18 protein-coding genes are annotated in these 22680 nt (G+C 40.8%); 8 read left to right on the top strand and 10 right to left on the bottom strand.

What is annotated here, in order from left to right; genetic code table 11:
• The 4 genes from mnmG to VLB74_RS06995 all read left to right on the top strand — a co-directional run.
• On the top strand, positions 1-1305 hold a 1305-nt coding region (gene mnmG / locus VLB74_RS07010), incomplete at its 5' end, for a tRNA uridine-5-carboxymethylaminomethyl(34) synthesis enzyme MnmG (RefSeq protein WP_325202745.1).
• Positions 1306-1449: 144 nt separating this feature from the next.
• Positions 1450-2298, top strand: coding sequence for a class I SAM-dependent methyltransferase (locus VLB74_RS07005; RefSeq protein ID WP_325202744.1), 849 nt, complete (start codon positions 1450-1452; stop codon positions 2296-2298).
• A gap of 255 nt (positions 2299-2553) precedes the next feature.
• Positions 2554-3126 carry an OmpH/Skp family outer membrane protein gene (locus tag VLB74_RS07000; RefSeq protein WP_325202743.1) on the top strand — a complete coding sequence of 191 codons (573 nt, stop codon included), beginning with the start codon at positions 2554-2556 and terminating at the stop codon, positions 3124-3126.
• Positions 3127-3206: 80 nt separating this feature from the next.
• Complete coding sequence (locus VLB74_RS06995) at positions 3207-5477, top strand: helix-turn-helix domain-containing protein (protein ID WP_325202742.1); 2271 nt, start codon at positions 3207-3209, stop codon at positions 5475-5477.
• 217 nt (positions 5478-5694) lie between these two features.
• On the opposite strand, the gene VLB74_RS06990 is transcribed toward VLB74_RS06995, so the two are convergent.
• The gene (locus VLB74_RS06990) at positions 5695-6081 is read right to left on the bottom strand and encodes a DoxX family protein (protein WP_325202741.1); all 387 of its coding nucleotides are present in this window, start codon (positions 6079-6081) and stop codon (positions 5695-5697) included.
• A gap of 4 nt (positions 6082-6085) precedes the next feature.
• Complete coding sequence (locus VLB74_RS06985) at positions 6086-7234, bottom strand: DNA polymerase III subunit (protein WP_325202740.1); 1149 nt, start codon at positions 7232-7234, stop codon at positions 6086-6088.
• Between the two features lie 245 nt (positions 7235-7479).
• On the opposite strand from VLB74_RS06985, the gene VLB74_RS06980 reads away from it, so the two are divergent.
• The 4 genes from VLB74_RS06980 to VLB74_RS06965 all read left to right on the top strand — a co-directional run bounded on the left by VLB74_RS06980 (position 7480) and on the right by VLB74_RS06965 (position 12127).
• Entirely contained in the window at positions 7480-8667 is a 1188-nt protein-coding gene (locus VLB74_RS06980) for a phosphoglycerate kinase (RefSeq protein WP_325202739.1), read from the top strand.
• 102 nt (positions 8668-8769) lie between these two features.
• Complete coding sequence (locus tag VLB74_RS06975) at positions 8770-10659, top strand: LysM peptidoglycan-binding domain-containing protein (RefSeq protein ID WP_325202738.1); 1890 nt, start codon at positions 8770-8772, stop codon at positions 10657-10659.
• Between the two features lie 111 nt (positions 10660-10770).
• Complete coding sequence (locus VLB74_RS06970; protein ID WP_325202737.1) at positions 10771-11712, top strand: DUF4837 family protein; 942 nt, start codon at positions 10771-10773, stop codon at positions 11710-11712.
• Positions 11681-12127: a GNAT family N-acetyltransferase gene (locus tag VLB74_RS06965; RefSeq protein WP_325202736.1), complete on the top strand. Its 447-nt coding sequence runs from the start codon at positions 11681-11683 to the stop codon at positions 12125-12127. Before VLB74_RS06970 ends, VLB74_RS06965 begins: the two co-directional genes overlap by 32 nt.
• On the opposite strand, the gene VLB74_RS06960 is transcribed toward VLB74_RS06965, so the two are convergent.
• The 8 genes from VLB74_RS06960 to VLB74_RS06925 form a co-directional block, all read right to left on the bottom strand.
• Positions 12124-13017: an OmpA family protein gene (locus VLB74_RS06960; protein WP_325202735.1), complete on the bottom strand. Its 894-nt coding sequence runs from the start codon at positions 13015-13017 to the stop codon at positions 12124-12126. The genes VLB74_RS06965 and VLB74_RS06960 overlap by 4 nt on opposite strands.
• A gap of 6 nt (positions 13018-13023) precedes the next feature.
• Complete coding sequence (locus VLB74_RS06955) at positions 13024-13836, bottom strand: OmpA family protein (protein WP_325202734.1); 813 nt, start codon at positions 13834-13836, stop codon at positions 13024-13026.
• Between the two features lies 1 nt (position 13837).
• Positions 13838-15826: a KUP/HAK/KT family potassium transporter gene (locus tag VLB74_RS06950; protein ID WP_325202747.1), complete on the bottom strand. Its 1989-nt coding sequence runs from the start codon at positions 15824-15826 to the stop codon at positions 13838-13840.
• A 69-nt stretch (positions 15827-15895) separates the two neighbouring features.
• A complete protein-coding gene (locus VLB74_RS06945; protein WP_325202733.1) occupies positions 15896-17536 on the bottom strand; it encodes a S41 family peptidase in 1641 nt (546 codons plus the stop codon).
• Position 17537: 1 nt separating this feature from the next.
• Positions 17538-18407: a DUF4349 domain-containing protein gene (locus VLB74_RS06940; protein ID WP_325202732.1), complete on the bottom strand. Its 870-nt coding sequence runs from the start codon at positions 18405-18407 to the stop codon at positions 17538-17540.
• Positions 18408-18468: 61 nt separating this feature from the next.
• Entirely contained in the window at positions 18469-18852 is a 384-nt protein-coding gene (gene rnpA, locus VLB74_RS06935; protein ID WP_325202746.1) for a ribonuclease P protein component, read from the bottom strand.
• Between the two features lie 424 nt (positions 18853-19276).
• Positions 19277-21148, bottom strand: a complete 1872-nt coding sequence (locus VLB74_RS06930; RefSeq protein WP_325202731.1) for a M1 family metallopeptidase — start codon at positions 21146-21148, stop codon at positions 19277-19279.
• 60 nt (positions 21149-21208) lie between these two features.
• The coding region (locus VLB74_RS06925) for a S8 family peptidase (RefSeq protein ID WP_325202730.1) at positions 21209-22680 on the bottom strand (1472 nt) is incomplete at its 5' end.

The raw sequence follows: 22680 nt of genomic DNA, 5'->3' as shown, positions 1-22680 counted from the left end.
GGTTTTGAATCTGGTCGAATGAAAACAGGTACACCTCCCCGTGTGGATGGACGCTCGTTGGATTATTCAAAAATGATTGCTCAACCCGGTGACACTAACCCGGATAAATTTTCATATTTAGAACGTATTAAACCATTAACCCTTCAGAAGGATTGTCACATGACCTATACTTCCGAATTGGTTCATGATTTATTACGCGAAGGTTTTGATCGTTCACCGATGTTTAACGGACGTATTAAAAGTTTAGGCCCGCGTTACTGTCCGTCCATCGAAGATAAAATCAATCGTTTTGCCGATAAGGACCGTCATCAATTATTTGTGGAACCGGAAGGATGGAATACGGTGGAAGTGTATGTGAACGGATTCTCTACTTCGCTTCCGGAAGAAGTACAGTTTAAAGCTTTACGTTCTGTTGAAGGATTTGAAAATGTAAAGTTCTTCCGTCCTGGTTATGCCATCGAATACGATTACTTCCCTCCTACGCAATTGCAACATACCCTGGAAACTAAATTAATTGAAGGATTATTTTTTGCAGGACAGATCAACGGTACTACCGGATATGAAGAAGCTGCCGCGCAAGGACTGATGGCCGGAATAAATGCCGGTTTGAAATCGCAGGAACGTGATCCATTTATTTTAAAACGTAACGAAGCGTATATTGGAGTACTTATCGACGACTTAATTACCAAAGGAACCGAAGAGCCGTACCGTATGTTTACTTCGAGAGCGGAATACAGAACGTTATTACGCCAGGATAATGCCGACGATCGTTTGACACCAAAATCTTTTGAAATTGGTTTGGCCAGCGAAGAACGTATCCGAAGAATGGAAAAAAAACGCGACCAGTCGGAAGCCTTTGTAAATTTCTTTAAAGAAACTAGTCTTAAACCCGAAGAGGCTAACCCGATTCTGGAAAGCAAGGGTTCATCGCCTATGGTGCAACCGGATAAAATGTTCAAAGTATTTTCTCGACCGCAATTGGATCTGGAAGATTTTGTAAAATTCCAAAAAGTAACGGATTACATCGCAGAACACAATTTGGATCGCGAAGTTATCGAGCAGGCCGAAATTTTAGTGAAATATTCCGGATACATTGAAAAAGAAAAAAGTAATGCCGATAAACTGAACCGATTGGAAGATTTAAAAATTCGTGAGAATTTCGATTACGATTCGGTAAAATCGCTGTCTTACGAAGCACGTGAAAAATTAAAAAAAATACGACCAGTTACGATTTCACAGGCGTCTCGTATCAGCGGGGTCTCCCCTGCCGATATTTCCATTCTATTAATCCATATGGGAAGATAATATAGTATTCAGTCGCAGTCTCAGTGCGTAGTATAAAAACTGTTCACTGTGACTGTTCACTGTGACTTAAAAGAATGTTCCACGTGAAACTACGGCGCAAACCCTTATAAATAAAGAGAACCTTCAAAAAAAATAATTTTATAAATGAATTTTTCAAACGATAACGTTTTTATCAGCGTTAAAGATTATTCGGTTTCCGGAGAAAATTTCGAGTTGCTTCTGGATGAAGAATTACAGCTTTTAAAAACACATCCACAACCCTCGACAGTAAATCTTCCGAAATATTATGAAAGTGACGATTATATTTCCCACACCGATGGCAAACGTTCGTTGTTTGAAAAAGCATATCATTTTATAAAACGTAAAGCCATTCGGGATAAAGTGGCTTTGATTACTTCCCTGCAACCACAAAAAGGACAACTTTTAGATATTGGCGCAGGAACCGGAGATTTTCTTCAGGAAGCAAAAAATCAAAATTGGAATTGTGTTGGTATTGAACCGAGTGAAAAAGCAAAAACGATTGCAATGGGAAAAGGCGTTTCTTTTGCTGGAGATTTAACAACTTTAGAAAATAATTCCTTTGATGTGATTACCATGTGGCACGTTTTGGAACACGTACCCGATTTGGAAAACTACATTTTTGAGTTAAAGCGTTTGCTGAAACCTGACGGAACGTTACTTATTGCTGTTCCAAATTATAAATCTTTTGATGCACAGTATTACGGAAAATTTTGGGCTGCTTACGATGTTCCGAGACACCTTTGGCATTTCTCAAAAATTTCAATCGAAAAATTGTTTGCAAACCAAAACATGAAACTTGTGAAAGTACTCCCAATGGTTTTTGACAGTTTTTATGTTTCGCTTTTATCCGAAAAATACAAAACCGGAAAAATGAATTTCATCAGCGGATTTTTAATCGGATTGCAGTCAAATCTGAAAGCGAAGCGCAATTTTGAGTATTCTTCACACATTTACGTGATCAAAAACGACTAAAAATCAAATTCAGGCGTTCTTTTAAACGAAAATACACTCAAATATATCAAAAGTTACTAATTTTTTAAAAACACCTTAAAAGGCTTTATATGAATCCGGTTTTAATAAAACGGATTTATAAAGGTTTTTATTCTGATAAATAAAATTTATATTACCTTTTGTTGGAAAATTTGGTTTTAAAATCATGAAATTTTTCAAAATTTGGAACTTTGAAAGGAATTATTACTTTTACATAAAAATTAACCGATTTATAAAATGAAAAAACTGATCTTACTATCAATTGCTTCTTTGGCAATCATCTCATGTAATAAAGAAACCCCATCTGCTTCCGCCGAAAAAACAAAAACAGCTTATGTAGATATTTCAAAACTGTTGAAAGAAAATAAGGAAGCCAAAAGCATAGAAGATAAATACAAAGTAAAATCTGAAGAAATGGGTCGCGAACTTCGCGGTGAAGCGTCTCAATTCCAAAGTGAGGCTGCTGCTTTTCAACAAAATGCACAACTAAAAGGACAGGCTTGGGCACAGCAAAAAGGCGCAGAACTTCAAAAAAGAGAACAACAGTTAGGCATGAAGCAGGAAACTATGATTCGTACACTGCAAGAGGAAAGTGGTAAAGAAAACGACAGCTTGGTAAAACGAATCAAAACCTACATCAAAGAATACGGTAAGAAAAATGGTTACGATTACATCTACGGTACAGGCGAAATGTCGGCTACGGTCCTTTACGCTAAAGACGGTTATGATATCACCGATATTCTTATTAAAGAGCTGAATGACAACTATAAAGGTCCGGAACCAGCTAAAACAGAAGAAGAAAAAAAATAATTTGAAAGCCTCCAAACGGAGGCTTTTTTTATTGCGCATCTGTTTTTTTAGTACTTTCACGCTCTAAATTTATACGCCATATGGAACAAATTTCAAGTGCTGCCTCTTTTACGCTTAAGTTTATCAATCAGACCAATAAGTCAATTTTTCTTACAGGTAAAGCCGGTACGGGTAAAACCACACTGCTTCGTGAAATCATTGCCACTACACATAAAAATACTGTCGTTGTGGCACCAACGGGGATTGCCGCATTAAATGCCGGTGGGGTTACGATTCATTCCATGTTTCAGCTCCCTTTTGCGGCCTTTGTTCCTGATACAAAGCCACTACCCCATTTTTCCGAAACGGTAAAATTCGAAACGCAATCCTCACTCACCCGCCATTTCAATATGAGTGCCCAAAAACGTGCGGTCATCCGTAATATGGAACTGCTCGTAATTGACGAAGTAAGTATGCTCCGAGCCGACACGCTGGATGCGATGGATTTCATGATGCGGAAAGTACGCCGAAATGAACGGCCGTTCGGCGGTGTTCAGGTATTATATATAGGAGATTTACTACAATTACCACCTGTTGTAAAAAATGAGGAATGGCAGGTATTGAAGAAATATTACCGCGGCATGTTCTTTTTTCATTCGCATGTAATGCAGCTACTTCCGCCTTTGTACATCGAATTGGATAAGATTTTCCGTCAGACGGATGATGAATTCATTTCGGTTTTGAATAACCTCCGGTACAATACAATTACCCAAAGCGATATTGAGGTTTTAAACCAATTCGTGAAACCTGGTTTTGATGTTAAAGAAAATACCGGTTACATCATCCTGACCACGCATAATGCGAAGGCCGATGCCATTAACTCGGAATCGCTTGAAAGTTTAAAAGGTAAACAATTCACTTATAAACCACTGATTGTCGATGAGTTTCCGGAAAAAATTTATCCGGTGGATCCTAATCTGCAATTGAAAGTGGGTGCCCAGATCATGTTTATCAAAAACGATTTATCGTACGAAAAACAGTTTTTCAACGGAAAAATGGGTGTCATAAAATCGTTAGGGGAAAATGAAATTCTCGTTCACTTCCCCGATGAAAACAAAACCATTGAAGTGGAACGCTATGAATGGCAAAACATCAGATACAAAATCAATGAAAACACCAAGGAAGTCGAAGAAGAACTTTTGGGAACATTTACGCACTTTCCTATCAAACTGGCCTGGGCAATCACCGTCCATAAGAGTCAGGGACTTACGTTCGACAAAGCTGTATTGGATGTATCGCAGGTTTTTGCTCCCGGGCAAGCCTATGTGGCTCTTTCGCGTTTGCGTTCCTTAAAAGGGCTTATTTTGCTTTCTCCGCTGCGAATGAATGGCGTTTCCTCTGATGAGGATGTCCTCCAATATGCTTCCAACAAAGCTACGGAAGAGGTATTGCTCGAGTCACTCACATCGGAAACAAAACAATACCTGTCTAACACGCTGATTTCCAGTTTCGATTTAAGGACTCTGATTCAGGAATGGCGTAATCACACTTTCAGTTACAAACAGGAAGCCCCGAAATCGCCAAAATCCAAGCACAAAGACTGGGCGGAATCCAATGCGGAACGAATGGCAAAACTGGGCGATGCTTCGCTAAAATTCCAAAGTCAGTTGTATAAATTGTTTTCCGCGGAATCGGTTGATATTGGATTTATCCGGGAGCGCTGTGAGGCGGCCTATAATTATTTCTTTACGCCCTTGGATTCGGCCGTGGAAGAACTATTGCTTAAAATAGAAGAAATCAAACGCGTCAAGAAGGTAAAAGCATTTTATGACGAACTCCTGGTGTTGGAAGAACTGCAGATCAAAACGGTACTCCAACTCAAAAAAGCACTTTTGTTGTTGAAAATCATTTCGGAAGGCAAAGAAATTTCGAAGCAGAATTTATTATCCGACGAAGCTAAAAACTACAAAATCAACAAATTGGTTACCGTAGCCGAAAAGTTCCGCGCGAGTAATGCCGCATTGCTTGATGACGATGACGATGCATCGTATTATGAGCCGAAAGCGAAAAAAACCAAACAACCAAAAAAAGCAACGATCGAAGAAACGCTCGAACTGTGGAAACAAAACCATTCGATCCATGAAATTGCTAAAATACGTAAACTCACGCCTGGCACCATTTTCAGTCATTTTACGAAGTTGATCCAGATGGAAATAATGGAACTGCACGATATTTTACCCGATGATAAAATCGCAGCCCTGCGCGAAGCTTTTTATGATTTCAAAGGGGAAAGTCTTGGGGAATTGAAAGACATTCACGGGGATAAATTCAGCTGGGACGAACTGCGGTTGTTTAAGGCGAGTCTAAAATAGTAAACAGAGGCAAGAAAATAGACTGAAGATTTGGGAAAATACCCGTGAAATCGCCCGGACATGATAAAGTTTACGAATTTTAGAAGCGGAATGGCTCGGGCTTTTTTGCAATCCCTGTTCCCGCCATCCGCTTTATCTTTTATTCCGTTAGCACTCCACAAAAGGATGCCGCTCCTGTCGGGGCTAAAGGGTTTCGGTGTTGTGTAAAATTAAAAGTTTACAGCCAATATACGGCTAAAATAGCCGGGATATAATAAATGGCGATAGTCCGTGCACCATCATAATCTTTGGCCAATCGTTGTCCGAAAAGCATCAGAAGTAACGTAATGCAGGACATAACGGCACCGTAATGACCAATGGTTGTGTTTCCGTTTGCGATCAACTGAAAAATCCCGACTAGGCACAAGGTTCCCGCCATAATTTCAGTCAGCAGCAGTAATGCCAATGCGGCCGGCACCTGATTTCGGATGAATGTCGCTTTAAAATGCTCGTTCAGTCCGGCAACGGTTTCCTTCCATTCGGTAATTTTTTCATAGCTGGAATGCAGGAACGTCAATGCCAAAAAAGCCAAAATGAGTGTTCCGAAAATATCGGTATTGGTCATGCGATTATTTTTTATGGATTAAACGGGTCAGTTTTATCGACAAATCGGTCAGTATAATTTTGGCATTTCCGTTGCGTTCAATGTGATAAATCGCATCCGAAAGTTCCTTGAATATTTCGTTGATGTTGTTGCCGTTTACAAAAGGCGCAAAATTTTCCAGTTTGAATTTATCCACTGTAGGTTCTATGTAAACCAGCGATGGCGACTGATAATTCAGCAGTAAGGCCTGACGGAACATTTCCACACAAAAATGCAAAAACTGTTTCTGAGCCTCGCGCCCGATTCCGGCGATTTCTTCGCTCCAGCTGGTCAGATCCAAAATGGCGGCCGCATTTCCTTTGGCGCGGAAGGCAGCGCGCACCCATTGTACAAACCATTCTTCAAAAGGAAATTCCGAGGCATCCTTATGAAGCAGATGTAACGCTTTGTTGTAATTTCCCTGTGACTGATGCGCTATTCTCAAGGCCAGTTTTTCTTCGATGTTTTCACGTGAAACCAAGGCATCGGCAATCACACTTTCCGGCAGACCCTGAAAATCCAGCATCTGGCAACGCGATAAAATCGTCTGCATGATGTCATCCTGGTTTTCGGTAACCAACAGAAATACCGTTTTTTGCGGCGGCTCTTCCAGTAATTTCAAAAGTTTGTTGGAGGTGGCAGTATTCATTTTATCGGCCATCCAGATAATCATCACTTTGTAACCGCCTTCATAGGCTTTAAGCGAAAGGGCCTTCATGATTTCCTGGGCCTCGTCCACTCCTATCTGCCCCTGTTTGTTCTGGATCCCAAGTAATTTCAGCCAGTCGAACAAACTTCCGTACGGATTTTCGGTTACGAATTCCCGCCAATGTTTCATGAAATTCGCACTTACCGGATGACTTTTTACTTCATCGTTGGTGGCCACCGGAAAAACAAAATGCAGATCGGGGTGGGAAAAATGTTCGAATTTCAGATTACAGGCTTCGTTTCCGTTAGTGTTTTCTCCCGATGTGTTGGAACACAAAATATAGCGCGCATAAGCAATAGCCATAGGCAAAGTCCCCGACCCTTCCGGCCCCACGAACAATTGCGCATGAGGAATACGGCCTGAATCGGCACTTTTCGTTAAATGGCTTTTGATGTGTTGTTGTCCTAAAATTTCTTGAAATAGCATGAAGCAAAGATAACAGAAAGTTTAATCAGGGCAAGAAACAAACAGCTGCTAATCGACTACTTTTTACAGCCTGTTTTTTCTTATGTTTTTTAAAGTGTTTCAACGATTTATCAGTTTGAAAAGGGTGAAAAGCGGGACGGTCAAGAAATAAGAAATTGCTAAAATTGAATTGGAAAAAAAGCTAAAAAAAGAAAAATCGTATATTTGCTGATTAAAGAGTAAACAAACAACAAAAATATTACACAATGAAAACCCTTACCGATTTTAATTTTGCAGGAAAAAAAGCCATTATCCGTGTCGATTTTAACGTACCGTTGGATGAACAATTTAACGTAACCGATGCGAACCGAATAGAAGCTGCAAAACCTACGATCGATAAAATTTTAAAAGAGGGGGGTTGTGTGATTTTGATGTCGCATTTGGGAAGACCTAAAGGCGTTGAAGCCAAATATTCATTGCAACATATTGTTGCTAAAACAACTGAAGTTTTAGGTGTACCCGTTAAATTCGCAACGGATTGTATCGGGGAAATTGCTGAAAACGCTGTGGCCGGATTGCAACCGGGCGAAGTATTGTTGTTGGAAAACCTTCGATTCTATGCCGAAGAAGAAAAAGGCGATGTGGCTTTTGCCGAAAAATTAGCGAGATTGGGAGACATCTACGTGAATGATGCCTTCGGAACGGCGCACAGAGCGCATGCTTCGACTACGATCATTGCCCAGTTTTTTCCGCAACACAAATGTTTCGGAACCTTGCTGGCCAAAGAAATTGAAAGTTTGAACCGCGTATTGAATAATTCTGTAAAACCGGTAACAGCTGTGCTTGGAGGATCTAAAGTGTCTTCCAAAATCACGGTTATCGAAAACGTATTGGATAAAATAGACCACATGATCATTGGTGGCGGAATGACCTTTACCTTCATCAAAGCGATGGGCGGAAAAATCGGTAATTCCATCTGTGAAGACGATAAAATGACGTTGGCGCTTGAGATCATGGAAAAAGCGAAGGCAAAAAATGTTCAGATTCACCTACCGGTGGATGTGGTAGCAGCGGATGCTTTTTCGAACGATGCCAATACACAGATTGTTGATGTTAACGCTATTCCGGACGGTTGGCAAGGTCTTGACGTGGGTCCGAAATCCCTGGAAGCGTTAGAAGATGTAATCAATAATTCAAAAACGATCCTTTGGAACGGTCCGCTGGGTGTTTTTGAATTGGATAAATTCGCCAACGGAACAATCACTTTGGGTAATTACATCGCGGAAGCTACCAAAAAAGGCGCTTTCTCTTTAGTGGGTGGCGGTGATTCTGTTGCCGCTGTGAAACAGTTCGGATTGGAACCTAAAATGAGCTACGTTTCCACTGGAGGCGGGGCTATGTTAGAAATGCTGGAGGGAAAAACATTACCCGGAATTGCAGCGATAGAAAATTAATTTTCAATTTTTAACAATATTTTTTGATTTTATCAGTTATTAGCTATTATGTTTGCATTGCTCGTAAATGATTGAATAGTAGTGGATTAATAAAAGAGAAATATGAACAGGACAAGAGTATTTTCATTTATTTTCGGAATTTTTTCCCTGGCTTCACTAGCCCAGGAAACAGCCGAACAAGAGTTTCAGATTACGCAGCCGTTCCCAAAGCTATCCTACCTTGATTCTATTAAAGCGACTTTCGTGCACAATGAAATCAGCAATCGCATCGACGAAATGTGGATGAAGGAATTGAACAACCAGGAACTTTTTGACGAAATGCAATCGGAACTGGCACAAACTAATTCTGCGGAATCTGTTGCTTATAATTTGTCTACGGACCTTTTAAAAGAACGTCTGAAAAAATTGGATGAAAAATCCCCTTTCCATGTGGAGTATAATCCAACGGTGGAAAATGTGATTAAATCGTTTCTTAAAAACCGTCCGCGTGCTTTCGAGCGTCTGATGGCGTTATCGGAATATTACTTCCCGATGTTTGAAACCAGCTTGTCGAAATATGACCTTCCTTTGGAAATCAAATATTTGGCGATTGTTGAATCGGCTTTGAATCCGTTAGCCAAATCAAGAGTTGGTGCCAGCGGTTTATGGCAGTTCATGTATGAAACCGGAAAGCAGTACAATCTCGAAGTGAATTCGTATGTTGACGAGCGTTATGATCCATTAAAAGCTACCGAAGCGGCATGCCAGTATTTCACCAACATGTACAAAATTTTCGGTGACTGGGATTTGGTTCTGGCTTCTTACAATACAGGACCCGGAAATATTTCCAAAGCGATTCGTCGTTCCGGTGGGCAAACGAATTACTGGAACATAAGAAAGTTCATGCATCCGGAAACACAGGGTTACCTGCCGGCTTTTTATGCCACGATGTATGTTTATGAATACCGAAAAGAACACGGAATTGTTCCTAAAAGAGCATCAGTTACTTATTTCGAAACCGATACGGTAATGGTTAAAAAACAAATGACATTCAAACAGATTGCCGATTTGTTAGACATGCCGGAAGAACAACTTCGTTTTTTAAATCCGATTTACAAGCGTAACGTGGTTCCTTTTGTTTCCGATAAAGCGCATTATATCCGTTTGCCTAAAAACAAATTAGCGATTTTTACCTCAAATGAAGACAAAGTGTATGCTTATGTTGATTACGAAGAAAGCAAAAGGGAAAAACAGCAGTTTAAAGTGAAAACCCCGAGAACTATTGTTTCGGATACTACACAGACTGCGATAGCCTCCAACAGTGATGCTTCTGATTTTGATAAAGAAGAAGTAATCACCAAAGCGGTTCAAAAGACCAAAATCAAGTACTATACCGTAAAACGCGGAGACAACCTTTCTGAAATCGCGGATAAAAACAATGTTTCAACATCAGAACTGAAGAAATGGAACAAGATCAAAGGTTCCGGGGTTAATGCTGGTCAGAAATTAAAAATCCAATACGAAACCACTGTTATGGTGGCTGACAAATCGGCTAAAAAGAAAAAAGCCGATGTGGTGAAAGTTTCAGAACCCATTGTGAAAGCGGATGAAACCAAAGACGTTAAAGAGCAAAACGAAACCGCTTCGGAAGCAACTTATGTGGTTCAGAAAAATGATAATCTGACGCAAATCGCACAAAAACACAACTTGTCGGTAGCCCAGTTGAAAGAAATGAATAAACTGGAAAACGAAAGCCTTCAGTTGGGACAGAAACTGATAGTTAAAGCCATCGAAACCAAAACCGTGGCTCAAACTGTTACCGAAAAAGAACAGGTTAAAAAAGAAGTTCGTAAACGCGAACAAGATAAAATCAGAGAATACATCGTTAAGTCCGGTGATTCATTAATCAGCATTTCCAAAAAACAAGGAACTACTGTAGATGCGATCAAAAAACTGAACGGTATAAAAGGGGACAATATCAGACCCGGAATGAAACTCAAAATCAACGGATAATTTAGTAAATTCGCTTTTCAAAACAACACTGTGAGAAAAGCGAATTTTTTTTTCGGCCTGTTCCTGTTGCTATTTTCCATAGCCTGCAAAAAATCTGTTAAACAGGACAGTTTGGCTTTGCCCGTATCTACCGGTAAAATCAATTCGGTTTCCGTAATCATCGACGATGTTTTATGGAACGGTGAAGTTGGTGATGTACTCCGAAAAAAACTGGCCGCTCCGGTGGATGGCCTTCAGGAAGAAGAACCGTTGTTTACTCTTAACCAGTATTCACCAAAAATTTTTAACAGCAATGTTCGGCTTGCCCGAAATATCGTTGTCATTTCCAAAGCGGCACATCCCGAGTTCAAACATGTAATGGATAAATATGCCGTACCACAGAACATCTTTTACATCAGCGGCCACAATTGGAACGAAATCATTGAAACGATCGAATTGCATTCGCCTACTTTAACGGGCAGTATCAATTATTCCGAGATTATCGAAAATCAGAAAGCCACCGCCAAGGCGTTGTTTAACGATCAGAAAATCAGGCAGAAGTTCAATATCACCGTTCAGATTCCCGAGGATTTCTCCTACGCCCTATTGAAGCATAAATTCGCTTGGCTTAAAAAAGACATTCCTTCGGGTAATTCCAGCCTGCTGATTTATCAGGTTCCCCTTTCTTCGTTCAAAAAAGGCAGTATTGTCGATAATGTCATTCGTATCCGGGATTCCATAGGAAAAAAATACATACATGGCATGCTCGATAAATCCAGTATGCAGACCGAAGAAAGTTACTACCCTTACATTTCGAAAACACGGATCGATGATAAACCCGCTTTTGAAATGCGAGGAACCTGGGAATTGCAAAACAATTTCATGAACGGCCCTTTCCTGAATTATGTAATAAAAGATTCACCCAACCGTCGCTATATCATTGTAGAAGGATTTGTTTACAACCCTTCGAGTACGAAAAGGGACATGATTTTTGAATTGGAATCGATAATAAAATCCACACAATTCCTAAAACCGAAAAAAAATGAAGCCAAAATTCGAAATAAAGCCATTTAAGACCCTTTCTGCTTCCGAAATATACCAAATACTACAACTGCGATCAGAAGTGTTTGTAGTGGAGCAAAATTGCGTTTATCAGGACATTGATGGCAAAGATGACAAAGCGTTACATCTTTTAGGAACCTATGATGGTGTTCTGGTGGCTTACGCGCGTTTGTTTGGTCCGGGGGATTATTTCGAGGAAGCTTCCATCGGGAGAGTGATTGTAAAACCGGGATATCGCGACAAAAAATGGGGTCATGATCTCATGAGGGAAGCCATAGCGGGAATTTCAGTGCACTTTGGTGAATCCAATATCTCGATTTCGGCACAACTCTACCTGCAGAAGTTCTATGAAAGCCATGGGTTTGTGCAAACGAGTGAAATGTACTTGGAAGATGACATTCCGCACATCGAAATGAAAAGAGGCTAATCTATGCTGGTAATGGAGATTTCCACGCGTTTGTTGTTGTGTTCCTTGGCACCTTCCAAAGGATAATCACGGCCAAATCCTTTGTAGGTCATTCTCTCCTCCGGAATTCCGTTGGCTTTTAAATACGCAAAAATAGCTTTGGCCCTTGCTTCGGACAGGTTGTTTATACCGGTATCTTCATCCACCGCATCACGGAAATACTGTGTGTCAATGCAGCAAACGTGACCCTGTATCTGGAATTTGAAATTCGGATTGTTTTTTAGTTCGTTCAGCAGTTTCTCCAGCTGTTTTTCTGATTTTCTCAACAAAACGGCGCGCCCACCTTCAAAATAAAGATCTTTTAATTTGATGATGTCCCCTACTTTAAGCGGTTTGTCCTCGAAAGTTTTTAGACGAAGCTGACGGTTCTCTACCTGTATCTTTGAAGGCACCGAGTCTTTTGGTTTACTAAGGTCGATGAAGTCGTTATGGAAATATTCAAGGTAAATGTCGACTCTTCGGTTCAATTGTCGGGTGGCATCCAATTCGTCATCGTTAAGTTGGAGCTCGGTAATTCGTAAATCAATCTTCCCTTTTCCTTCCACGTTTTTTTGTTTGGAAGCAATTTCCTGAAGGATATCGGATACGGTTTTGGCACGGCGGTTGGATAATGCCCTGTTGTACTCGATACTTCCCCTGTCATCGCAAAAACCTTCAAGCCCAATGGAAAGGATTACGATGTCTCCAAGGCTTTTTATGTAATCGTTAAGCCTTTTATCTTCTTCGTCGGTTAATTTGTGCTTGTCAAAGTCAAAATAAACGGAATATTTATCGGTTTTCACTTGAGTCAGTTCCTGCGAATAACTCAACGTTAGACCGAATAAAAAAAAGAAAGTAAAAAGCCTCTTCATAAGCTGTTAGATTTTCGTAATAACCAGTTCCACGCGTCTGTCCTGATCCGGACCATTTCCTAAGGGCCTTGTGTTTCCATAGCCTTTGTAGGTCATTCTGTTCTTGTCGATTCTTTTGAAGATAAGGTATTTATATACCGCTTCAGCACGGTTTATGGAAAGCATTCTCTTGCGCGTATCCTTATCGATGGCCTCTCTCTGGAAAGTTGGCGTGCAGCAGATATGCCCTTGAATTTCAAACTGAATGTTTTTGTATTTGTGAAGGATACGGGCAATTCTTTCCAATTCCTGCTTGGATTTAGAAGTAAGTTTACTGCTTCCGTTATCGAATAAAATCTTTTCGAGATAAATGCGATCACCTACGATCAAATCTTTCTTGATGTCTTTATAAACTCCCGGTATGGGTTTTGGCGGAACCGGTTTGAAATTCATCACCACATCGACACGTCTGTTTTTCTGGCGTACTTCGGGAAGATTTTCAACGATATCGTCATCAATCAAGATGCGTCCTTTTCCTTCGATGGTTACTATAATTACGTTTTTGATCCCTTTTTCGATCAATTTGGCTTTTATGGTATTGGCCCTGTTGCTTGAAAGTTTGTAATTGTAAGCGTCTTTCCCCCGATCATCACAATAGCCATAAATTTGTACGCTCTCAATTCGGGCAGTGTCGATTGCTTTTACGAATGCGACCACTTCATTGGCCTGTTTTTCGTCAAGGCTGAATTTGTCAAATTCAAAATATACGGAATGTACAACCTCCTCCTGCGCCTGTGCAAAATGGGTAAGCAATAATAAAAAGAAAACTATTTTTTTCATCTTAATGATGGCTACGGTCTTTAATTCGATGTAAATTGATGTCTGCAGGCGGATTGATCAATATCGGATATTGCTCTACTTTTACCGAGCTGCTGTCCAATCCAAATGCTTCTTCTTCCGATAAACTGACTTTTTTCAATAAAAAGTAAAGATCTAAAATTATTCTTCGGTACCAAGGAAAATCGTTGTCATAAGACATGAATTTTTCAATCAGTACGAATTTGAAATCCCCAATCACGTTGTTGCGTTGTAAGGATTCATAACGGCTGGTGATGTCGACTTCCCCATTTTTTACCATATCCTGAACCACTTTTTTGAAAAGCAGGTTGATGCGAGGTGCCACACGGAATCCTAAATAGAAATCCACACGGATGATGTCGTCTTTTACCACGTCGCGCACGCGGTATTCCATTTCATACGGCTCATCGGTTACATTCACGTGTACGAACCAATAGATATCAGCGCGTTTTGGTCTTTTTTGTAAAATCGAATATACAATTTTTGATTCAATTTCATGGCTCATTTCCGCATTAGTTAAATAAACTAAATGCGTAGCATATTTCGGTATGGAAAGATCGTTACTCAGATCGGAAATTACATTTTTGAAAGTGTCTATTTTGACAAATTCCGTATATTCTTTCCTGATTTTCTTGGCGGTAAACCATACGATCATGACCAACGCCAATAAACCGGCAATAAATACGGATACATAACCTCCGTGAGGGAATTTATTGATGTTTGCAATGAAGAAGGAAAATTCAATCGATAAATACATTGCCAGTACAACAATGATGAAAACCGGATGGTAACGTTTTAAAACCATGAAGAAACCAAGTAAAATGGTGGTCATGATCATACAAAGTACGATTGCCAAACCATACGCGGCCTCCATATTTCCGGATTCTTCAAAATGTACGACAATGAACACACAGCCAACAAATAACAACCAGTTGATGGATGGAATATACAATTGCCCTTTTAATTCTGTCGGATATTTAATGCGGGCTTTTGGCCATAAGTTCAGGCGCATTGCTTCCGAAATCAGGGTAAACGAACCACTGATTAAAGCCTGTGATGCAATAACAGCCGCCGATGTGGCAATCGCAATTCCGAAAGGCAGAAACCAGTCCGGCATTACCAGATAGAACGGGTTTCCCGGGTTACTTTCGCTACCGCTCAATTCAACTAATGTTTTTCCCTGGTTTGCAATCAGGTAAGCCCCTTGTCCGAAATAGTTGATGACCAACATGGTTTTTACAAAAATCCAGCTGATACGGATGTTCTTGATCCCGCAGTGCCCTAAATCACTATATAACGCCTCTGCCCCGGTGGTACAAAGGAAAACGTATCCTAAAACATAAAATCCTTCGTGATGCACCTGCAGCAGATGAATCGCATAATAAGGGTTTAAAGCTTTAAGTACTTCTATATTCCCTAAAAGATGAATCGATCCCAATACGCCCAGCATTCCAAACCAAAGCAGCATCATCGGGCCAAAGAACTTTCCGACAAACTTGCTTCCAAATCGTTGGATAAAGAAAAGGACAAACAGGATGGCAATAACAATGGGAATAGTGTTCAGATCGTGGTTATAGGTCTTTAACCCTTCAATGGCAGACGATACAGAAATGGGCGGCGTGATGATTCCATCGGCCAAAAGGGCGCTTCCCCCAATGATAGCGGGAACAATCAGCCATTTTTTCTTTAGTTTTTTAACCAAAGTGTACAGCGAGAAAATCCCTCCCTCCCCTTTGTTGTCCGCTCGAAGCGTTAAGATTACATATTTGAATGTAGTTTGTAAAGTCAGTGTCCAGAAAATACAGGAAATGGCACCAAGGACGACGTCGGAATTAATTGCCTGCTCGCCAATGATGGCTTTCATTACGTAAAGTGGAGAAGTACCAATATCTCCGTAAATAATCCCTAAGGTTACAATTAAACCACCTAGAGTCAGTTTGTTAAGGTGGCTGCTGCTGTGTGAACTCACAATATTAAAAATTAGAAATAAAAGGCAAAATTATCATAAAAAAGCATTGCTGGATTAAAAAGGATACGAAATTTAGTTTTTAAGAATTTTATTATATTCCGCGGTATTGTTTAAAATCGATGCAGCCTTGGAAATTTCAACATTGCTTTTCGTGTAATACTGATACAATCCTTCTCTGTACTGATAGCGTTTAATGATTTCATCCAACAGCAACTCCTTGATTTCAAGTTTGTTTTTTTCGAGTTCTTTTTCCTCGCTACGCTGTAAGGCAGAAAGCAATTGCTGGTATTCCACCGCTATGGATTCGTCTATTTTTTCTTTCTTGGCAGTAGCCAAGGTGTTTTTCAGTGCAATTTCCGTTTCGGTATCCAGCTGAAAGTTATCTTTCTTGAGAAAAGCTTTGAAAGCTGCGAAATCGGCGTCGGTCAGAACCGGGATGGCAGTCCCTAAATTCGGATTTTTATAATAATATTCCGTGGCAAAATTAAAGACACCGTCGTTTTTCATTAAAGCAGCGGCGATGGTGCTTTGTTTGGCCTCCGACAGTTCCACATCGGGCTGAATGCCTCCGCCGTCGTAAACCGTTCTTCCTTTTCGGGTTTTAAAAGCGTTGTAGTTTTTGGATTCGGTACGGATGGCCTTTCCGTCTTTGTCTTTATGCGTATAATCCAACGCCTGGATGCATCTTCCGGAAGGTGTGTAATATCTTGAAATAGTAACTTTTACCTGTGTTCCGTAGGTTAGATCTAAAGGGCGTTGCACCAGTCCTTTTCCAAAACTACGCGTCCCAACAATTACTGCTCTGTCAAGATCCTGTAAAGCGCCGGCTACAATTTCGGAGGCCGAGGCGCTTTTCCCGTCCATCAAAACCACTAGCGGAATCTCCAAATCTACCGGAGCCCTTTGTGTTTTGTAGGTGTTGTTGTGTTTTTCGTTTTTGGATTTTGTAGTTACAATCACTTCGTTTTGAGGAACAAAAAGGTTGCAGATGTTTACGGCTTCATGTAATAAACCACCCGGATTTCCACGTAAATCGAGGATTATTTTGGTGGCACCATCCCCTTTCAGTTTGGTCAGCGCCTCTTTTACCTCAAAGGAAGCTTTGGTGTTGAACTGGGACAATACGATATACCCCGTTGTTTTATCAGAAAGTAAGGAATAAAATGGAACGGCCTTTACCTCTACTTCGTCCAATGTGATTTGTGTGGTCATCAGTTTACCCTGACGTTTGTATTTGATGTCCACTTTGGTGTTTTTTGCCCCGCGCAAAAGTGTTCCTGCGTCTTCTTTAAAATCCACTAGATTTACATCGCCAATCTGAATAATTTCATCTCCGGCTTTTAGTCCGGCTTTATCGGCTGGGAAATTTTTGTAGGGTTCCACCACGATCAAGCGGCCTTCTTTTCGGTTGATCATGGCACCGATACCGGTATATTCTCCGGTAGAATTGATTTTGAAACGCGCCACATCCTGCTCGTTGAAATAATTGGTGTACGGATCCAGATCGGCCAGCATGTTTTTGATTGCCTTGTCCATTAATTCGCCGGGGTTCACTTCGTCTACGTAATTTTGGTTTACGGTTTTGAAAAGTGTGGTGAAAATTTCTATTTGCTTGGCGATTTCAAAAAAATCTTGTTTGAAACTCGCCCCCACAAATAAAAATCCGCCTGCCAAAACAGGGAGGACGTATTTTCTTTTTAGTACTGATAGCATTTTAAGTCGTTTTTCTTTGGCGTCGTCTTCGGATAAGGAAGAAGAGTATCACGAAAATAAGGATAAAAGGCCAAATGTTTAACATTCTTAAGAAGAAAGTTGCAATGTTGTTGAAACCTTCTTTGAGGGCATTGCCCATTTTTCCTCCGTATGAGGCCGTAGCACCGCTTTCGGACGGGATGTTGGTGTACATTTCCAGATCGACCGTACTCATGGAAACCTGACTCTGAAGGTATTTTAAACGTCCTTCTTTAGCCTCGATATCTTCGCGGACTTCAGAAAGCGAACTCTCGATTTCCAGCATTTCAGAGACCTTGGTGGCTTTGCCTAATAATTCGAAATACCTTTTTTCCAACGCTCTTTTCGCATTGAGCCGCGCCTGAACGTCAATGTATTCTTCGGTAACGTCTTCGGAGGATATTTCCTTGCGGTCAAAGTGGTTCACGCCCTGACTGATTTCTGTTATGAAAACATCGAAAGAAGCACTCGGGATGCGGACGGTGACATTTCTGTATAGATAATCATCATTTTTTCCGGAAACATCACTCTGAACGGAAGCCTTGTGATTGGTTATGGCTTTTTTTACAGATGAAAAGGATTTTTCAAGATCGGCTGTTTCATAGCGCAATCGTCCCGTTTTAATAATTTTGGGCTGAATATCTTCCTTTTCGACTAGACTTGCAGTCTCCATTTTTTTCTCGGAATAGTCGCTGGGAGGCGGCGGAGAAAGCAAAGCAGATTCTACTATGGCATCAGTATCTTCAACCGCAACGGAGTCAACCGCAACGGCCATCATTGCATCTTCAGCGATTGCTTCCTTGCAGGATATCGGAATAAGCAATAGTGATAAATAAAAGAGGATCGTTCTCATAAGCTTTTGGTTTTTAATGAGTAACGCAAAAACTGTAAGAAAAAGTGTTTTTGATCCGTAATTATTTGGAATCGGAGTTGGTCGCTTCGATAAACTTTTCAAAAAGCTGGATGGTTTTTTTATTTATTTCCTGATAGGAGAGCCGTTCTTTGCTCTGATAGAAAAACATAAAGGCATAAGGTTCTTGCATGTTGTCCAGAAGCAATGATTTGTTCAGGCGATAGGTTTCACGCAGTACCCTTTTGAAATAATTTCGGTCGACAGCTTTTTTAAAATATTTTTTAGAAACCGAAACCCCCATTTTAAGACGTTCTTCGTTTTCGAGGGTTGTCGGGACAAACACCAAACGCAATGGGTATTTCGACACCGACTTCCCTTCGGAAAACAGTAAATCGATCGTGGTTTTGCTTTTCAGCTTTTCGTGCTTTGGATAGGTGTTTCTCATTTCAGTGGCAAAGATACGAAGTTCATGTGCGAAATGAAAACAGAAGTGGGAATGCTTCTTTTCCATTGTGGGTTTGTAGTCTGAAAACAAAAATACGGGTAATTTTATTTATATATCGCCTCTTTATTGCTACCGTTTTGACACATCTAAAATTGCACACAGATTATACAGATTTACACCAATTTTTTAGTTTATTCTAAAAAATCTGTGCCAATCAGTTTAATCCGTATCATCTGTGGCCAAATGATTTATGTATAACATTTGTGCCCACACGGTAGCTTTTTATTTTAGTATGTAACTCAAAGTAGGGTGATTTTCCGAAGCGGGGATATATTGCCCATACCTGTATATTGAATAAAATTCATAATATCAAGTGGAAAAGTTCATAAAAAAATAAAGCTGCCTTTTCAGACAGCTTTTGTTGTTATTTGTTGTAAACATTATTCGCTTTATCGAAATCGGCCATGAGTCCGCTTGGGTCAATCACGATAGATTTGATTTTTCCTTTTTCTTTGCCGATGGTAAATTCAAAAGTAGGGTAGGCCCAGTCCCAGCCATCGGTAACTGTTCGTTTTAACGACGTTTGGTTTGGTTTGTTCCAACGCATTAGTGTCTGCGGCACATAGAAACTTTCCTGTGAACCGTCCTGATACGTTACCACAATATCTAGAGGCATTGGCATTCTTCCTAGGCGCTCGAGCGTTACTTTGGTGTTTTTCCCGTTTTCTTCCACCGATTTGATGCCGTAATCGATCGTATTGGTGGTTTTTGTCCATTCCGTCAGATACCAGTCTAAATTAGCCCCTGAAACCTTTTCCGCCACGTGTTTGATGTCGTTGGGAGTAGGGTGGGTCATTTTATAGTCGACATAATATCTTTTGATGGTTTTCATCAGGTTTTCTTTTCCGATAAGGTATTCCAATTGCGATAAGAAAACATTTCCTTTGCTGTACGCCTGAATGCTGTACGGACGGTTTTCGTCATAACGGTCGGCATGCGTGGTCTGCGGCTGTTCCTTGCCTGATTTTACAAGGGAATAATAACCCTTATAGGAATCTTCATGAGGATTTTCGACTTTTTTATCGGCGATTTCATTTAAACCGTAGTTCTCCAACCAAGTAGTGAATCCTTCGTCCATCCAGCTGTTTTTAGCCTCATTGGAAGCCAAGACGTGCTGGAACCAGGAATGCGCCATTTCGTGCGCGGTAACGCCCAACAACCCTTCGAAAGTGCCTTCACCAAGGATAAGGGTGCACATCGCATATTCCATTCCGCCATCACCACCCTGAATAACCGAATATTGGTCATACGGATATTTGCCTACGGTGGTATTGTAGATTTCCATCAGTCTAACGGTTGCTGGCTGTAATTTTTTCCAGTTATCGATGATTTTCGGATTGTTCTTATACAGGAAATGAATGGTAGCGCCACCTGGAACCTGTGCGATATCGTGCAGATAATTTTTATCAGCCGCCCACGTGAAATCGTGTACATTTGGCGCGATAAAATGCCAGGTTAAATTTTTCTGTTTCTTCGGAAGTGTCACAACTACACCATTGTCCTGATAGCCTTGTCCGATTTCGTTTTTGTTCTGCAGGTATCCCGTAGCACCCAAAACGTACTCTTTGGCGATGGTGATTTTTACGTCGAAATTCCCCCAGACACCGTGAAATTCCCTTCCGATATATGGATCGGCCTGCCATCCTTCGAAATCGTATTCCGCCATTTTAGGATACCACTGCGACATGGAAAGTTCTACGCCTTCTTTGTTGTTGCGTCCTGAACGTCTGATTTGTACCGGCACCTGTCCGTTAAAGTCCAGAGTAAAAGTGGTTGAGGCATGAGGTAATAAAGGTTTTGCTAAATCCACTTCCAAAATGGTTCCGACTGTTTTATTATTGGCAGTCACACCGTCCTGTTTCAGGTTTGTGATTTTGAGAAATCCTATTTCGTTTGGTTTTAAAGCGGCTATGCGGCTTTCCTTGATTTCTTTATCGCCGACTTTTACTTTAGTTACCATGCGTCCGTCCGGGTCTTTGATGCTTTTAAGACGGGCATCCATAGCGCTGTTCGGCTGGAACGCATTGTTGAATAAATGATAATACACGCGGCGCAAAGTGTCCGGTGAATTATTCGTATAGACCAAGGTTTGTTTTCCTTTGTATTGGTAGGTTTTCACATCCATGGAAACCTCCATTTTGTAATCAGCGTGTTGTTGCCAGTATCCCGGATTAGGGTTGTTTTGCGCAGACACAACGCCGGTAACGAACAACGACAGTAAAAGGTATTTTTTCATTTTCAATCAAATAAAAAGGAAGGGATTTTTCCCTTCCGATTATACATTTGTCAAATATAATTATTTTTTAGCCATCTTGGATGCCATTAACAGGGCGTTGTAAGCATTTACTATTTTTCCTGATTTGGAAACTTCGTTAAATGGCTTTATGTCTTCGGTTTCTCCTACTTTTATTTTATTGGTCAGTGGGGTTCCGGAATCCATGATAATCTGTTTTACCTGTGCTGCTGTCAGACTCGGATAATACGAGCGGATCAGCGCGGCAACACCGGCTACGTTCGGAGAAGCCATAGAAGTTCCCTGCAGGTACTGGTAGGAATTGCTTGGCGTAGTAGCATAGATTTTATCTCCTGGAGCGAAAATATCCACGCTGTTTTTTCCGTAATTGGAGAAGCTTGCCACCATATCCGTGCCATATGTAGGTGCTGTAGCCCCAATAATTAGTACGTTGTTGGAAATTTCAGGTTGGTTGTTGTACGAATCGGTTGGATATTTGTTCATCGTATCCAAATCATAAGATTCGTTTCCGGCAGCGAAAATTACCAAAACGTCTTTTGAAGCCGCATATTTAATGGCATCGTGTACCCATTCCGGATGTGTTGAAAAATATTTTCCGAAACTACCGTTGATGACTTTAGCACCGTTGTCTACCGCATAACGGATACCCAATGCGATGTCTTTATCGTACTCGTCCCCATCCGGTACGGCTCGTACAGCCATAATCTGCACATTGTTGCCTGCCACACCGTCACCACCCAGGCTGTTGCCTCTGGTTTGCGCGATGATTCCCGCTACGTGCGTACCGTGTTTTGCGCCTTTTTTCTCAGGGCCGATAACATTGTTGTTTCCGTATTTTTTATCGTTAAGGTCTTCCGGATTGTCGCCTACCACTTTTCTGCCGTCAAACTGCAGGTTTAAGTGATAATTCATCTCTCCATATACATGGTCTTTGTATTCTTCGATTTCTTTGTCGAAATCTTTTTTGGAGCCGACTTGTGCTAAAATCTGTGTCATCATCCCTTTGTATTGTAACAAAGTCTGATCTGTGGTTTGGATCTTCTGAACATCTTCCAAAGTGTAATCTTTCTTTTTCAGATGATCGGCAATGGCTTTGTCGCCGGCAATGATAAAATCCACCTGCATTTTACCCTGTTGGGCTTCCTGCATGCCTTTATCGTATTCTGCTTTGGCTTTTTTGTAGGTATCCGATCCGTCATCGCCTTTTTTCATGATGCGCACGAATTCCATGTTTTCATGTTCGGCATTTCCAAGGAAATTCCAACCGTGGATGTCGTCGATGTAACCGTTGTTGTCATCGTCTTTTCCGTTTCCGGCGATTTCCTTCGGATTAGTCCAAATGGATGGTTTTAAGTCTTCATGGTCAATATCGATACCGGAATCCACAACTCCGACAATTACTTTCGTGCCTTTTTTACCTTTGAGTAATTCGGTATAAGCCTTATCCACGCTCATTCCCGGGACGGTATCTTTTGCCAAATCCAAATGGCTCCAGCGTTTTAAATCATTTTCAG

The sequence above is a fragment of the Flavobacterium sp. genome (assembly GCF_035456225.1).
GTDB lineage: Bacteria > Bacteroidota > Bacteroidia > Flavobacteriales > Flavobacteriaceae > Flavobacterium.
The sequence above is the reverse complement of the archived record's forward strand: the minus strand, read 5'-3'. Positions and strand labels throughout refer to the sequence as shown.